This window comes from Bacillus cereus group sp. BfR-BA-01350, assembly GCF_022663775.1.
GTDB lineage: Bacteria > Bacillota > Bacilli > Bacillales > Bacillaceae_G > Bacillus_A > Bacillus_A paranthracis.
In genome coordinates this window covers 720,840-734,617 of the sequence record NZ_JAKUGD010000001.1, presented here as the reverse complement: position 1 = coordinate 734,617, position 13,778 = coordinate 720,840, and the positions used below count along the sequence as shown (strand labels likewise).

The following is a 13,778-nucleotide window of genomic DNA, read 5'->3' as shown; positions in this document are numbered from 1 at the left end:
AATCCCCCTATCATTTCGGCCTTACTTACTACTACATATGCTCGTCTACGATGAGTGGAATATCTTATTTTTGAAAACAGAAGGCGATGAATTTTCACATCAAGCAGTTCGTCTTGCTAAAGATGTATTCTCATCGCCTTAGTTGTTTTATCTATTGATCCTCTGATAATACTGTTTTTGCAATTCCAGTATCTAGTTCTTCAAAGTCATGATATGAAATTGTTTCATATAACTCACTTCTCGTTTGCATATTAGAAAGTGCATCTTTTTGAGAACCTGTTTCCTTAATTAAAGTAAACACATTCTCATACGCTTTCGCTGCAACACGAAGTGAAGTTACAGGATAAATAACCATTTGGAAGCCCATATTCGCAAATTCTTCTGCACTATAATACGGTGTTTTTCCGAATTCAGTCATATTCGCTAATAAAGGTGCATTTACCTTGCTATTAAATAGACGGAATTCCTCTTCTGATTGTAGCGCTTCTGGGAAAATTGCGTCTGCACCTGCTTTTACATATGCATTCGCTCTTTCAATTGCTTCATCTAATCCTTCTACACCACGAGCATCTGTGCGCGCTACAATATATAAGCTCGGTGCAACTTCTTTAATCGCTTTAATCTTTTGAACTAATTCTTCTGTCGTAACGAGTTTTTTACCATTTAAATGGCCACATTTCTTTGGTAATTGCTGATCTTCAATTTGGACAGCTGCTACCTTCGCTTCCACCATTTCTACAGCAGTTCTCGCTACATTTAATACACCACCAAACCCTGTATCAATGTCAACAAGAACAGGTAAATCTGTAGCTCTTACTAAATCTCTTGCTCTCTCTGCTACTTCAGTAGACGTTACGATTCCTAAATCCGGTAGCCCTTTACTTGCAGTATAAGCAGCTCCCGATAAATAAAGAGCTGAAAAACCTGTATTTTTCGCAACAAGAGCTGCCATTGCATCATGAGCACCTGGAATCTGTAAAATTTCATTTGCTTCTACTAAAGCTCGGAAGCGATTCGCAAGCTCTTCTTGTGTTGACTGTTTATCCACAACCCAAGCCATTCTAGATTCCCCCTATTATTAAATTAAGAATAGATCTACAAATTCATTTACATTCATATTTTCTAGTTTCTCTTCATTTAAACAAGCTTCATGAATTTGTTCTTGTTGCTTACTAGAATAATGGCCTGCCATATTTGCAGTGAATTTTTGAACAACTTTTGGAATCGCTTCATCTCTACGGAAACGGTGACCAAGTGGATATTCACATTCCACATTTTCTGTTACAGTTCCATCTTTGAAATGAACTTGAACAGCGTTGGCGATTGAGCGCTTGTTCGGGTCAAGGTAATCTAAACTGTACTGTTTATTTTCAACAACAACCATCTTATTACGTAATTCATCTACACGTGGATCATTTGCTACTGCATCCTCATAATCATCCGCAACGATATCCCCTTTTAATAAACCAATTGCCGTAATGTATTGTAAGCAATGATCACGATCCGCTGGGTTATTTAATGGACCTTCTTTATCAATAATACGAATTGCTGATTCATGCGTTGTAATTGTAATACGGTCAATTTCATCTAATTTTCCTTTAATTTCTGGATGTAATTTCACAGCACATTCTGCAGCTGTTTGTGCATGGAATTCTGCTGGATATGAAACTTTAAATAATACATTTTCCATTACATAAGAATCTAATGGTCTTGCTAATTTTAATTCTTGTTTATTGAATAATACATCTTGGAATCCCCAGCCCGGTGCAGATAATGCTGTAGGGTAACCCATTTCACCTTTTAGAGCAGTCATTGCAAGATGAACACCGCGGCTCGTTGCATCACCTGCTGCCCATGATTTACGTGATCCCGTATTTGGAGCATGACGATATGTACGAAGACTAGAATTATCAATCCATGCATGTGATAATGCATTAAAGATTTCTTCACGTGTTCCGCCAAGCATTTTTGCAACTACTGCAGTTGTTGCTACTTTTACATATAATACGTGGTCAAGGCCAACGCGATTTAAGCTGTTTTCTAAAGCAAGTACACCTTGAATTTCATGAGCTTTAATCATCATTTCTAATACTTCACGTACTTTTAACGCTTCTTTTCCTTCTGATATACGAACACGGCTAATATAATCTGCAACTGCTAAAATTCCTCCTAAGTTATCAGATGGATGTCCCCACTCTGCTGCAAGCCAAGTATCGTTATAGTCTAACCAACGGATCATACATCCGATATTAAATGCACCTTTGACTGGATCTAGTACATAAGACGTACCTGGTACTCGTGTACCATTTGGCACGATTGTTCCTGGTACAACTGGTCCTAATAATTTCGTACACTCTGGATATTGTAACGCTAAAATTCCGCATCCAAGTGTATCAAGTAATACGTAACGAGCAGTACTGAATGCTTCTGCACTTGTTACCTCTTTATTTAATACATAATCCGTAATCTCTTCTAACAATGCATCTTTTTGTTTAATTTCATTTGTTTTAATCATGCTATTCTTCCCTTTCTGTCGAAAATTCGTTATTATTAATGATGGGTGTCGGTCAAACACCCATCTGGCGGGCGGTGCTAACAACTCCCCAGTTGTTCTTATTTACTAAGTACTAAGCACATGTCGCTCGCCAATATAATTTACACGTGGACGGAACAAACGATTGTTCGCATGTTGCTCAATAACGTGCGCACATAGTCCTACTGTTCTAGAGCTAAAGAAGATTGGTGTGTACAGTTGAATTGGAATACCAAGCATCCAATATACTGGAGCTGCGTAATAATCAAGGTTTGGATAAATTCCTTTTTCCTTCTCCATAATCTTTTCTCCAGCTTCACACATTTCATATAGTGTATAATCACCTTTTACATCACATAACTGCTTTAAAGCTTCCTTCATCATTAAAGCTCTTGGATCCATCTTCTTCATATATACGCGGTGTCCAAAGCCCATAATTTTTTCTTTGTTATATAGTTTCTTCTGTAATAACTCTTCAAACTTTTCAACATTACCAGCTTCTAAAAGCATGTACATAACCGCTTCGTTCGCACCGCCATGTAAGCTACCTTTTAAAGATGCAACCGCACCTGTTAAAGCACCATATAAGTCGGATTGCGTAGATGCAATAACGCGCGCTGTAAATGTAGAGTTTGGCATTTCATGTTCACTATATAAAACAAGGGAACGATCAAAGATCTTCTCCTCAAGTTCAGTTGGTTTTTTACCTGTTAACATATAGAAGAAATTCGCGCTATATGATAATTCCTTAAGTGGCTCAATTGGCTCTTCATTATTTAAAATATGATAGCTATTCGCTACTATGTTTGGTACTTTACTCAATAATTTGTATCCGCGGCTTTTGTTTACTTCTAACGAGCGGTTTTCAATATCATTATCGTAACCAGCTAATGCGGACACACCTGTACGCAATCCATCCATGGGGTGCGTTTCTTTCGGTAATGCCTTCAGTACGTTAAATACACCTTCTGGTACCGCGTATTCTTCTTTTAATTTCTTTTCAAGCGTTGCTTTTTCATCCTCATTCGGTAGATGTTCTTCCAATAAAAGGTGCACAATGTCTAAATACTCTTTTGTTTTTGAGAGTTCGATTAAATCATACCCTTGAATTACAATTTCACCTTTCACTGTGTCAAGAAACGAGATTTTCGTCTCCGCTGCCACTATACCATCTAATCCCGGGGAAAATTTTTCTTCAGCTTTCATCATTATTTCCTCCAATCCTAATAGATCTTCGTGCACATAACTGTAAGCCTTTACAATACTGTGAAACTACATTTCTATTTCAATGTATCAGAGTTTTTAGAAGATTTCAATTTATTTTATAATGATAAGTTTCCTACACTTTTACCGATGTAACAATACAATTTTTTAAAAATAATTTTCATATTTTATAAAGAAAGGACAGACTTCTCCTTGTTTATCTTTAAAACAAAATATAAAGTTAATTCATATAACCCAGTTAAATATATACCTACTTTACAATTTCTTTTACTAAATAAAAAAACGAGCTGTATTCATATACAGCCCGTTTTTTGCATTATATTTATTTCACTATTCTCTAAATATAATTTCCATATAAAATTTATTTATTTTTAATAAAGTTATTATTTTACGTAATTAAATTGAATTTCTTCTATTTCCTCATGATAACCTACAACTAAATCATAATTTTGAAAGTACCAAAGATCATCAACATCTACAAAAAATATAATACCTTCCTTCTCAACTGACACGATTTCCCCATCTGGTTTCTCTGCAACAATCCCTAAAGAATAACCAGGCTGAATGGAGCTATCTCCGCCGTATCTTACATTAAACCGTATAGACTCACCATGTTTTATACGTAATTCTTCTTGAAACCATTGTAAAGCTTTATGATCAATTGAAATCTTCATCTTTGTTCCTCCCGTTTACGCAAATTCTTTTTTACCTAATCGCTGTTTTACAAAAACGACAAAAATAATGAAAGCAATTAATCCTGAAATTGCACTACCAGCAAATAAAATACGGTAACCAAACATTTGTGAAACAACTCCAAGTAAAATTGCACCAAGTCCAATCCCTAAATCAAATGCTGTAAAGAATGAAGCATTAGCAACTCCTCTTTTACTCGGATCAACAATTGTAAGCATCGCCGCTTGTAATGCTGGCTGTGCTGAACCGAATCCAACACCATATAATGTAGCTGCGATAACTACACCTATTAAATTATTCGAAATCGTTAGCACGACTATTGCAATAACAGTAATGCATAGTGCCGGAAGTATGATAAATACTTCTCCATACTTATCTAATAGTTTTCCTGAAATTGGCCTTACGATTGTTAAAGCAATTGCATATACAAGAAAGAATGTCCCCGGATTCACATCAATTGACGATGCAAATAGCGGTAAAAACGTCGTAATCCCTCCATATGCAAATGATAAAAAGAATACAACTATCGTAATGGATAGAACAGATTTTTCAAACAGTTGCATTTTCCCTTTTTCTTTTTGTGGTGTGAATGGCATTTTCGCCATTAACGATAATAGGACTGCCATAAAGGATAAAAGAGTTGCTAACAAGAATAGGCCGTGAAATGAATAATTTTGTACAACCGATAATCCAATCATTGGACCGATTGCCATTGCAATCGTCATAGCCATCCCATACCACCCCATACCTTCACCACGTCGAGAATCTGGAATAATATCAGTTATCGCTGTTCCAACAGCTGTTGTAGAAACAGCCCATGTTATTCCGTGAATAACACGTAAAACAGCTAAAAGGACAATAGTCGTCGCTAAATGATAAGAGTACATCGTTAACCCAAAAAAGATGAGTCCGAAAATAATAAAGGATCTTCTACCATATTGATCCAACATCCCTCCAATAATCGGTCGTATTACAACTGCCGCTATTGTAAACATTCCCATCATGAGTCCAACTTGTGATTCATTGCCACCTATCTCTTTAATAAAGAGTGGGAGCGTTGGAACAAGTAAATAAAATGCTGTAAATAAAAATAACATTGCGAAAGTCATTTGAATAAATGATTTCGTCCATAATCGTTCCATTCATATTCCTCCATAAACACGTAAGTTATTGCAATTAACACCTCCATTTTACAGTTTCTTCGTTCCTTTTCCCTCCGTAAATAGACGTATCTTTTTATAATAAATGGTCCATCATCATTTTAAATTGGTCTTACAACTTTATACGTATGTTTTAGCCTAAAGTCCCATTTATTTGTACCTTTATATGTGTGAAAAGAATATACTACTTTATTATTGCAACTTAGGAGTGAATATTTTTATGTGGGTATCATCAAGAGTAACTGCCGTAGTTCCTTCGACTCCTGGGATACACGTTCCCGCCGTTCATACAGCTAGTTCCGATGTCGGTATTGAACTTCCCGCAACTTGGCAACACTATCAAATTCCCGGTCAAATTACCCCCTCATTTTGGCATCATGGCGCACATCCAAGTAGTACCACCTTTCAAAGCCACAGTTATCCTCCGTTACCTCAATCTCAAGTTTTTTATCATTTTCCTTCAATTTATTTTCAAAATTTCTATGGTACTTTTAATATTTAAAATACATTGCCTCATAGCTACTGCATTTAAAAGAAAACAGCACTTAAGATTATAATTTTTACAAATCTTAAGTGCTTTTTAATATTTTTTATAAAATTTTCTTATTGTCCATTATTAGCAGGGGCCTCTCCTGCATTACCGCCAGTTTCTGGTTGTGTGGTCGCTGGTGGAGTTGTATTTCCTTGGCCTCCTCCATTATTTGCTGGAGGTGTCGTATTTCCTTGACCTCCACCGTTATTTGCTGGAGGTGTCGTATTTCCTTGGCCTCCTCCGTTATTTGCTGGAGGTGTCGTATTCCCTTGGCCTCCTCCATTATTTGCTGGAGGTGTCGTATTCCCTTGGCCTCCTCCATTATTTGCTGGAGGTGTCGTATTCCCTTGGCCTCCTCCATTATTTTGTTCATTTTGTTTCTTTTCTTCTTCTTGTTTCTTTTGCTCTTCTAGTTTCTTTTGTTCTTCTTGCTTCTTAAGTTCCTCTTGTTGCTTTTGTTCTTCTTGTTTTTTCAGTTCTTCCTGTTTCTTTAATTCTTCTTGCTTTTTCTCTTCTTCAGTTTTTTGCTGTTGATCTTGTTTTGGTTTTTCCGTTGTATCCGGTACGCTCGTATTTGGAGAAGAATCACGTTTTTCACCTTTTATACGCAGCTCACTACCTTCTTGAATTACACTACTTGGCATTTTAAATCTTGATTTATCTGTAGCCATCTCGCTCATCATTGCTTTAAAGATCAACTGTGCAATTTTCGTATTTTTACTACTAATATACTCGTCTTTACCATCTTTCATATACCCAGTCCATACTGCCATCGTATATTGCGGCGTATAACCTGCAAACCAACTATCACGAGTTGCACTTTCCGGAATGTTAAATTTCGCTAATTGTTTTGAATCATAGTTTGTTGTACCTGTTTTTCCAGCTACATCTAAAGAACTTATATTTGCTGCTGTACCAGTACCTGATGTCACTACTGAACGAAGCATATCAGTAATCATATATGCTGTAGAGTCAGCTATAACTTGTTTTGGTTTTTGCCCGAAACTTTGTGACTTACCGTCTGGATAAACTACTTTCTTAACAAAATGCGGTTTTGCATACTTTCCACCATTACCAAATGTCGCATAAGCACCCGCTATTTCAGTTGGTGATACTTCGTTTGTACCAATAGCTGTAGATTCTGCTGGCGCTTTATTAAATGTAATACCTAATTTCTCAGAGAATTCCTTTGATTTATTAAGTCCTACTTCTTTTGCAGTTTTAACTGCTGGAACGTTACGTGACATTTTTAACGCCTCACGCATAGTAATTGGACCTAAATGACTTCTGTCTGCATTTCGAAGTTCTTGTCCAGTTGAATATTTAAATGGAGAATCATCAATTTGATGATACGTAGCCCATTTTAAGTATTCAATTGCAGGACCGTAATCAAAGATTGGCTTCATCGTCGAACCAGCTGCACGATCTAATTCAATGGCCATATTATGCCCTTTAAATACGGCTTTATTTTCACCGCGCCCACTACCTATAGCACGAATCTCACCTGTTTTCGTATCCATAAATGTGAAAGCACCTTGGAATTTATCATTTGGATAATTAATAATATTTTCATTTAAAATCTTATCAGCAAAATCCTGTGCTTTCGTGTCTAATGTTGTATAAATTTCTAAACCGTCAGAACCAATATTAGCATCTGGCAATTCTTTTTCAACTTCTTTCACAACCGCATCCATAAATGCAGGATATGGCATTGCTTGTACAGTTGCAGTCTTAAGTCCATCTGTTACTTTAACTTTCGAAGCTTCTTCCATTTCTGCCTTCGTAATATAACCATGTCGATTCATTAATTTTAGTACAACATTTCTTCTTTCTGTTGCTCTTTCAATATTTTCTGTTTTCGTCGGATCATAGTTATTCGGTGCTTTTGGTAAACCTGCAAGCATCGCAACTTCTGGTAAAGTTAAATCTTTTAATTCTTTACCGTAGTAGTTTTGTGCTGCTGTTGCGATACCATATGAACGATTACCTAAATTAATTTTATTTAAATACATTTCTAAAATTTCATGTTTTGAATATTGTTGTTCTAGCTTATACGCTAAATATATTTCCTGAACCTTACGTTTTGATGTTTTTTCCATCGATAAGAAGTAATTTTTAATAACCTGCTGTGTTATCGTACTTCCACCTTGTGAACCGTAATCGCCTTTAAGACTCACCAAAACAGCACGAGCAGTACCTTTAAAGTCTACTCCACTATGCTCGTAAAAACGTGCATCTTCTGTTGCTAAAAATGCATTTTCTACTAATTTAGGAATTTGATCATACGTAACATTCGTCCGTTTTTCTTTCCCGTATTCATATACCAAATCGCCATTTTTATCATAAATTTTTGAGGATAACGGATTAACAAGTTTTGCTTTCTCAAGTTTTGGTGCATCCTTAATCATTACGAAAAAGGTAGCAACTCCCCCCACTAAACCAACAATACCAAGTAATAAACAAGTAATTAAAAACTTGCGAAAGAATGATGTTTTACCTTTTGGTTTTTGTGTTTTAGAAGCTGGTTGTTTTTTCTTTTTAACTTGTCGTCGCTCCTCTCGAGAACGATAATTTTCTGACATGTTACTTTCTCCTGCCTTTCAATTCTCCCGTTGATTTACTTAAAAATATTGAGGTCACTTTCTAAAATGAATTAAATTAAGAAAGTATATTGACCTGGAGCATTCAATATTTTCCTAATTCACAGATTATAAATTTTAGAATACTTCTTATACTAAGTATTTTCACTTCTATTTTTCTAATAATGCTGCCCCTTTAAGCATAGAATATAAAAAGTGAAATTTTAATACCTCGTATAAATAATATACCTTTTTTTCAAATGGTCAATATTTTCTTATTTATAAATCAAAGGTGAAATAAAAATAGCACAACGATATGTACTTCGTGTGAACTTCCTTATAATTACGTATAACGAACATTTAATATATTGCATATAAGTATAATACCTCTTTAATTATAAAGACTTCAACACCACAACCTCAACATCTATAAGAAATGATTAAAAATGAAAAGTGAGGAGTTGCGTAATAATGGAACTATCTCCCGTGATTTCAAAAACTATAGTTGCTGTTGGCTATAATCCTTTTTCTATGATTTTACGCATTCAATTAAAGCATGGACTGTATGATTTCTTTAACGTTCCTGAAAACATTTACACCGGTTTATTAAACGCACACTCCAAAACGAATTATCACAATACTTATATTAAAAATTCTTACCGCTACATTAAAATTTAAACTTAACTAGAATGAAAAAAGAAAGGAGGTAGTCCCCCTTTCTTTTTTAAATCATTTCACAACTCGGCTATCTTCTGTTCTTTTTATTTATTTCATCATATGCTTGAATTTGTTTTTTTAAACGCCGATCTGCTTTTTTATCATGTACAACTAATATCGCATGAATAACACCTGGAACCCAAAATATTAATGTTAATATGAAATTAATTACTGCTTGAAATGGTTTTCCGCAAAATAATACGGCTACAGGTGGTAGAAGAATTGCCAACAAATACATCATCTCTTGAAAACTCCTTGTTTTGTATTTTTCTCTCTCCATACACTATAAAAACCAGTGACTTTTACATTTCCGATATTTTTATTACCCATTAATAACTGTTCTACCATTATATATTCTATTTCAATGCAAAAAAACCTACCACTTCAACTTTTCTACTTATGTAAAATTGAAATTTTACATACCATCTTTCCATGAACAATTTCATATGATTATTTTTTCTAATCTTTTTTCTTTCTCTATTATAGTTAATCCAATTGCCGCTGTAAGATTCCCTCCTACTGAAACCATGCTCCTGTCACTTTTAAACCATTTGGATTCATTCTTATCACCTATTTAGAAATTTTCTAGTGCTTTCGAAATACATAAATGGCATCCTTTAACTCATATTTATTTTCTATATGTAATTTTGTGCATTCTATAATGTGTTAAAAATACAAAAAAGAGTAACCCATAACAGTTACTCTTTCCTATATATCAAAAAAATCATTATTTATTTCGTTATTGCTTTTAAATTTCAACTTCTCTTTCCCGCACTTCTCACACCTATACACATAAGCTACACCTAGCTTACCACTTTTGAAATCTTCATTATCCTGCATCTTAATAAAACTATATTTATGTTTACAGTGAGATTCGTCTAAAAAATTTTTAAACCATTTTTTCAACATAGAACTGTTCACCTCTATGCAAGAATCTTCCTCTTGCCTTATTACATACTTTTACTTAAATACTCAATCTCATGTTGTAACTTTTTAAATTGTTCAAAATGCATAGTGATAGATTGACTGTTTCCATACTCAGCACTATGCTTCACCAATAAAACACCCGTGTCATGAAAAAACGCGTCAAGCTCTTTTCTAATGGATACTTTCATTATATGCGCTGTTTTAATAGCCGATAAAATTGCAATTTCATTAAACTTTAATTTTATTTCCTTTGGACAAAATGCTTCTTCCACCAATATAACTTCATTGCTATAAATAAGTGCAACAAGATTACTTGACTTTGCATCTGTTAAATCTACTTTTCTTATAACTTTATTCATTACATTTTGCCTCCTTTGTTTTCATATATGACAATTATACAATTTCCATTTTTAATTACGTAACCTTACATTCAGTTTAACACACTTTTATTATGGGATTAAGCTACACTTCAAACGTTTTATTATTCCGCAATTTTCTTTAGATGAACCATTTGGACTATAAGACCATATAGTAGTGTTAACAAATGATTGTAAAGTGGGTGAGAACTATGCCCTCAGTTGTAGGGAATTTAGTTGTACAAAATAGTAACGGTTCATTTAATTTAGGTGATTTCTATAACGTTTCTCCAAAAGAAAACACGAAGGCTTATAATGGATCTGGTGCTTCCAACGTTGGTTTTGTTGTTAATACTTTTAATGGTGTGAGTGCGACTAATACGTTTGATTCTGACCTTGCGGATCAAAACCAAGTCGGTACAGCTTAACCCTATTTTTTCATCGTTCTGTTTAAGAATTTTTAATTTGTCCATACTATAATCAGGCTGTTAGACAGCTATTGTTGATTTTTGGAGTACCCTATCTTTTTCTCCCTTTCCCTGGGGCTTAGCAGCTAGTATGAAGCTAGCTGCTTTTCCGTTTCATTTTTTCTGTTTCACATCTAACATAGCTTACTTTACGCTATTTCAATAATATTCGTGGTATTAAATACGTAAGTTTTATAAAACGCGTCAGTACACATTACAATGTGCTTTAGCGGATTTATATGTACAACTGTCATGTAGCTTGTGAGTATGTATCCATCTTCAAAATATGTCACCAATATTTCTTTCTCAGACAATAATGACATTAATAATTTATCTGAAATTCCCTCTTTTGCTTCTTTTGTTAAAAATGGTTTTTGCACTTTAAATTTCTCCCCAATAACCTTTCGCATACTTAATAACTGTTCCGACATTACTGTAAATGGAACCCATTCTCTTTTTGCTCTTTGCATCTTTACATCATTCATTTCTCTATCTCCTCGATTATTTATCCATTCTATTTCAAACATATTGCGCTTCGATTATTCTTTAATAATTGCTCGGCTCATATTTCCCCCGCATGAACAGGTAAGAAATCTCCCACCTCAAAATTCAAGACATACAAGGAAAGTAAGTCGAAGATCAACTTCCCGTAAACACCCGCTAATTACAGTTTCACTTTATTTCTAAATCTTATACTATCTACATTTACAAGAACATTCGTTCTAATTATACACGAACTTACGTTCTTTTGAGAAGAGATTTATTTTTTCTTCATCAAATGATCTTTTCACTTCCTATTAAATGGGAGGTGAAAAGATCAACTAAACAGTTTTAATTTTTTCGAGTTTATTAACCATCTATAAATGAAAGCATATATTATAAAGAACGAACTCACAAAATTTAAGGGATTTATAATGGACCTCCATTCGTTCCTTATGAATTTCTATGAAAAGAGAGCAATTTAAACACTCTCTTTTCGTACATACTACATAAAACTATTCATTAATAATTCACTCTAATTACTAAATATATTTTGGTTGTACTATTATATGTAACTCCCTCTCTGTTACTGCTTTTTTCGGGTTTCGAAAATACTCTAATTCGTATTTTAATACCTCATATTCAACCATCCCGATCTTAATCCCTTTCGTTTCTTTTAAAATAGCTAATAGGTTATTTATATCTTCATCATACGATTCAAAAATTTTCCCTCCGTCTTCTCTTTGAAAAATTACTTTCACATTTTCTCCCCCTACATCATTTATTTATCTATCCAATAATTCATTCTTCACCTTAAAATTTCATACGAAAAAGAACATCCATCTTAATAGAATGCTCTGCTTTTCACTTCATTTAACGTCAATATATTTCAATCTTATTGTATGTTTCATTCTGCAAATTATGTTTATCCACTTCTATAAAGTGAAACTTTAATCCACTCAAGCTTTGTTCATTCCTGACTAATAATTAGCCTACGCAAATCTTACTGTCTACAAATAATGGGCTAAAATTAATTAATTCGTTTTATATTTAATGAGATGAAACAAAATATTATAATATCAACATTCTATGAAGTGATGATTAACCTACTTCAAAACAATTACATAAATTTCCATTGTAATTCTTAATATTTATATGTAATATTGTATTGTCTTACTATCTATTTATAACTCACACACTAACTAGAAAAGGGAACCTTTAAAGGTTCCCTTTTCTAATTACAGTCATTATTTCTTTTCTAGAAATTCAAATGTATTTTTAAACTCTTTATCATTCACCTTAATATCAGCATCTTTCAATAATTCATTGACTACTTGTTGTTTCCATTTACCTGTCGTGTCTTGTAGTCTTTGCTGTTCTATATCTTTACGAATTGAATCTTTTACTTCATCAAATGGCTTTAATTCTTTTTTATCTGTCACTTTAATAATATGGTAACCGTAAGTTGTTTTTACTGGTTCACTTACTTGTCCTGCATCTAATTTATATGCAGCTTCCTCAAATTCTTTTACCGTTTGCCCTGGAGCAAAACCAGTGATTTCCCCGCCCTGTTCTTTTGAACCAGTATCCTCTGAGTATTGCTTCGCTAAAGCCGCAAAGTCTTCACCATTACTTACTTTCTCTTTCACTTCTTTAGCAGTCTTTTCATCTTTTACTAAAATGTGACTTACCTTCATTTCTGGTTTATAGTTATCTTTTACATCTTTTTCTGTAACAGTCGCTTTAATCGCTTTCTCAAATGCAATTTCTGGCTTCATTTTTTCTTTTAATTCATCTTCATTTTTCAATCCAAGTTGTTCTAAAGTCGCTTTAAAGTTCTCACCCATTTTATCTTTTGCTTCTTCTACTTTCTTTTTTGCTTCCTCATCTGAAACTTTATATTTATCGAGCAACGCCTTACTTAACACCATTTGGTATAAAGTACTTTCCCCATATTTTTGTCTTAATTCTTTACTTAACTCTTTCTCTGTAACATTTCCTACTTTTGATGTTACTACGTTGTCTGAGGAACCACATGCGGATAATGCCAGTACTACGCATGAAATAATTGTTCCTAAAAATAGCTTTTTCTTTTTCAATTCAAAATACC

15 protein-coding genes are annotated in these 13,778 nt (G+C 33.9%); 3 read left to right on the top strand and 12 right to left on the bottom strand.

From position 1 onward, the window contains the following. Nucleotides 1-151: 151 nt before the first annotated feature. The 5 genes from prpB to MR147_RS03720 all read right to left on the bottom strand — a co-directional run bounded on the left by prpB (nucleotide 152) and on the right by MR147_RS03720 (nucleotide 5,592). Entirely contained in the window at nucleotides 152-1,060 is a 909-nt protein-coding gene (prpB, locus tag MR147_RS03740; RefSeq protein ID WP_000312630.1) for a methylisocitrate lyase, read from the bottom strand. A gap of 18 nt (nucleotides 1,061-1,078) precedes the next feature. Beyond that, nucleotides 1,079-2,515: a 2-methylcitrate dehydratase gene (gene prpD / locus MR147_RS03735; RefSeq protein ID WP_070805956.1), complete on the bottom strand. Its 1,437-nt coding sequence runs from the start codon at nucleotides 2,513-2,515 to the stop codon at nucleotides 1,079-1,081. Nucleotides 2,516-2,620: 105 nt separating this feature from the next. Next, entirely contained in the window at nucleotides 2,621-3,742 is a 1,122-nt protein-coding gene (gene mmgD / locus MR147_RS03730) for a citrate synthase (RefSeq protein ID WP_074610418.1), read from the bottom strand. A gap of 398 nt (nucleotides 3,743-4,140) precedes the next feature. Next, nucleotides 4,141-4,431: a HesB/YadR/YfhF family protein gene (locus MR147_RS03725; protein WP_074610417.1), complete on the bottom strand. Its 291-nt coding sequence runs from the start codon at nucleotides 4,429-4,431 to the stop codon at nucleotides 4,141-4,143. A gap of 15 nt (nucleotides 4,432-4,446) precedes the next feature. Continuing rightward, nucleotides 4,447-5,592: an MFS transporter gene (locus MR147_RS03720; protein ID WP_074610415.1), complete on the bottom strand. Its 1,146-nt coding sequence runs from the start codon at nucleotides 5,590-5,592 to the stop codon at nucleotides 4,447-4,449. Between the two features lie 238 nt (nucleotides 5,593-5,830). Here MR147_RS03720 and MR147_RS03715 point away from each other — a divergent pair, with 238 nt between their 5' ends. Beyond that, complete coding sequence (locus MR147_RS03715; RefSeq protein ID WP_074610412.1) at nucleotides 5,831-6,112, top strand: hypothetical protein; 282 nt, start codon at nucleotides 5,831-5,833, stop codon at nucleotides 6,110-6,112. Between the two features lie 101 nt (nucleotides 6,113-6,213). Here the strand turns inward: MR147_RS03715 and MR147_RS03710 are convergent, their stop codons facing one another. Continuing rightward, entirely contained in the window at nucleotides 6,214-8,724 is a 2,511-nt protein-coding gene (locus MR147_RS03710) for a PBP1A family penicillin-binding protein (protein WP_074610409.1), read from the bottom strand. A gap of 468 nt (nucleotides 8,725-9,192) precedes the next feature. On the opposite strand from MR147_RS03710, the gene MR147_RS03705 reads away from it, so the two are divergent. Further along, on the top strand, nucleotides 9,193-9,399 hold the full coding sequence (locus tag MR147_RS03705; protein WP_074610407.1) for a KTSC domain-containing protein: 207 nt from the start codon (nucleotides 9,193-9,195) through the stop codon (nucleotides 9,397-9,399). A 67-nt stretch (nucleotides 9,400-9,466) separates the two neighbouring features. On the opposite strand, the gene MR147_RS03700 is transcribed toward MR147_RS03705, so the two are convergent. From MR147_RS03700 to MR147_RS03690, 3 genes are all read right to left on the bottom strand, one after another. After that, entirely contained in the window at nucleotides 9,467-9,679 is a 213-nt protein-coding gene (locus MR147_RS03700; RefSeq protein ID WP_000990231.1) for a YqaE/Pmp3 family membrane protein, read from the bottom strand. 467 nt (nucleotides 9,680-10,146) lie between these two features. Further along, nucleotides 10,147-10,347 carry a hypothetical protein gene (locus tag MR147_RS03695; protein ID WP_074610405.1) on the bottom strand — a complete coding sequence of 67 codons (201 nt, stop codon included), beginning with the start codon at nucleotides 10,345-10,347 and terminating at the stop codon, nucleotides 10,147-10,149. A gap of 41 nt (nucleotides 10,348-10,388) precedes the next feature. Then, nucleotides 10,389-10,724, bottom strand: a complete 336-nt coding sequence (locus MR147_RS03690) for a hypothetical protein (RefSeq protein WP_242303660.1) — start codon at nucleotides 10,722-10,724, stop codon at nucleotides 10,389-10,391. Between the two features lie 209 nt (nucleotides 10,725-10,933). Between MR147_RS03690 and gerPF the strand changes: the two genes are divergently transcribed. Next, nucleotides 10,934-11,149 (top strand): spore germination protein GerPF, encoded by a 216-nt coding sequence (gerPF, locus tag MR147_RS03685; RefSeq protein WP_001141565.1) that lies wholly within the window; start codon nucleotides 10,934-10,936, stop codon nucleotides 11,147-11,149. 188 nt (nucleotides 11,150-11,337) lie between these two features. On the opposite strand, the gene MR147_RS03680 is transcribed toward gerPF, so the two are convergent. The 3 genes from MR147_RS03680 to MR147_RS03670 form a co-directional block, all read right to left on the bottom strand. Then, a complete protein-coding gene (locus MR147_RS03680) occupies nucleotides 11,338-11,673 on the bottom strand; it encodes a YolD-like family protein (RefSeq protein ID WP_074610404.1) in 336 nt (111 codons plus the stop codon). 537 nt (nucleotides 11,674-12,210) lie between these two features. Then, nucleotides 12,211-12,429, bottom strand: coding sequence for a hypothetical protein (locus tag MR147_RS03675; RefSeq protein ID WP_000864286.1), 219 nt, complete (start codon nucleotides 12,427-12,429; stop codon nucleotides 12,211-12,213). Between the two features lie 486 nt (nucleotides 12,430-12,915). Beyond that, complete coding sequence (locus tag MR147_RS03670) at nucleotides 12,916-13,767, bottom strand: peptidylprolyl isomerase PrsA (protein WP_074610401.1); 852 nt, start codon at nucleotides 13,765-13,767, stop codon at nucleotides 12,916-12,918. Nucleotides 13,768-13,778: the final 11 nt, after the last annotated feature.

Bases quoted from the DNA above. Each gene is read 5' to 3' on its own strand.
- MR147_RS03695 (WP_074610405.1), bottom strand. From the start codon at position 10,347: ATGTTGAAAAAATGGTTTAAAAATTTTTTAGACGAATCTCACTGTAAA.
- MR147_RS03700 (WP_000990231.1), bottom strand. From the start codon at position 9,679: ATGATGTATTTGTTGGCAATTCTTCTACCACCTGTAGCCGTATTATTT.
- gerPF (WP_001141565.1), top strand. From the start codon at position 10,934: ATGCCCTCAGTTGTAGGGAATTTAGTTGTACAAAATAGTAACGGTTCA.
- MR147_RS03720 (WP_074610415.1), bottom strand. From the start codon at position 5,592: ATGGAACGATTATGGACGAAATCATTTATTCAAATGACTTTCGCAATG.
- MR147_RS03715 (WP_074610412.1), top strand. From the start codon at position 5,831: ATGTGGGTATCATCAAGAGTAACTGCCGTAGTTCCTTCGACTCCTGGG.
- MR147_RS03725 (WP_074610417.1), bottom strand. From the start codon at position 4,431: ATGAAGATTTCAATTGATCATAAAGCTTTACAATGGTTTCAAGAAGAA.
- MR147_RS03710 (WP_074610409.1), bottom strand. From the start codon at position 8,724: ATGTCAGAAAATTATCGTTCTCGAGAGGAGCGACGACAAGTTAAAAAG.
- prpB (WP_000312630.1), bottom strand. From the start codon at position 1,060: ATGGCTTGGGTTGTGGATAAACAGTCAACACAAGAAGAGCTTGCGAAT.
- MR147_RS03690 (WP_242303660.1), bottom strand. From the start codon at position 10,724: ATGAATAAAGTTATAAGAAAAGTAGATTTAACAGATGCAAAGTCAAGT.
- MR147_RS03680 (WP_074610404.1), bottom strand. From the start codon at position 11,673: ATGAATGATGTAAAGATGCAAAGAGCAAAAAGAGAATGGGTTCCATTT.
- mmgD (WP_074610418.1), bottom strand. From the start codon at position 3,742: ATGATGAAAGCTGAAGAAAAATTTTCCCCGGGATTAGATGGTATAGTG.
- MR147_RS03705 (WP_074610407.1), top strand. From the start codon at position 9,193: ATGGAACTATCTCCCGTGATTTCAAAAACTATAGTTGCTGTTGGCTAT.
- prpD (WP_070805956.1), bottom strand. From the start codon at position 2,515: ATGATTAAAACAAATGAAATTAAACAAAAAGATGCATTGTTAGAAGAG.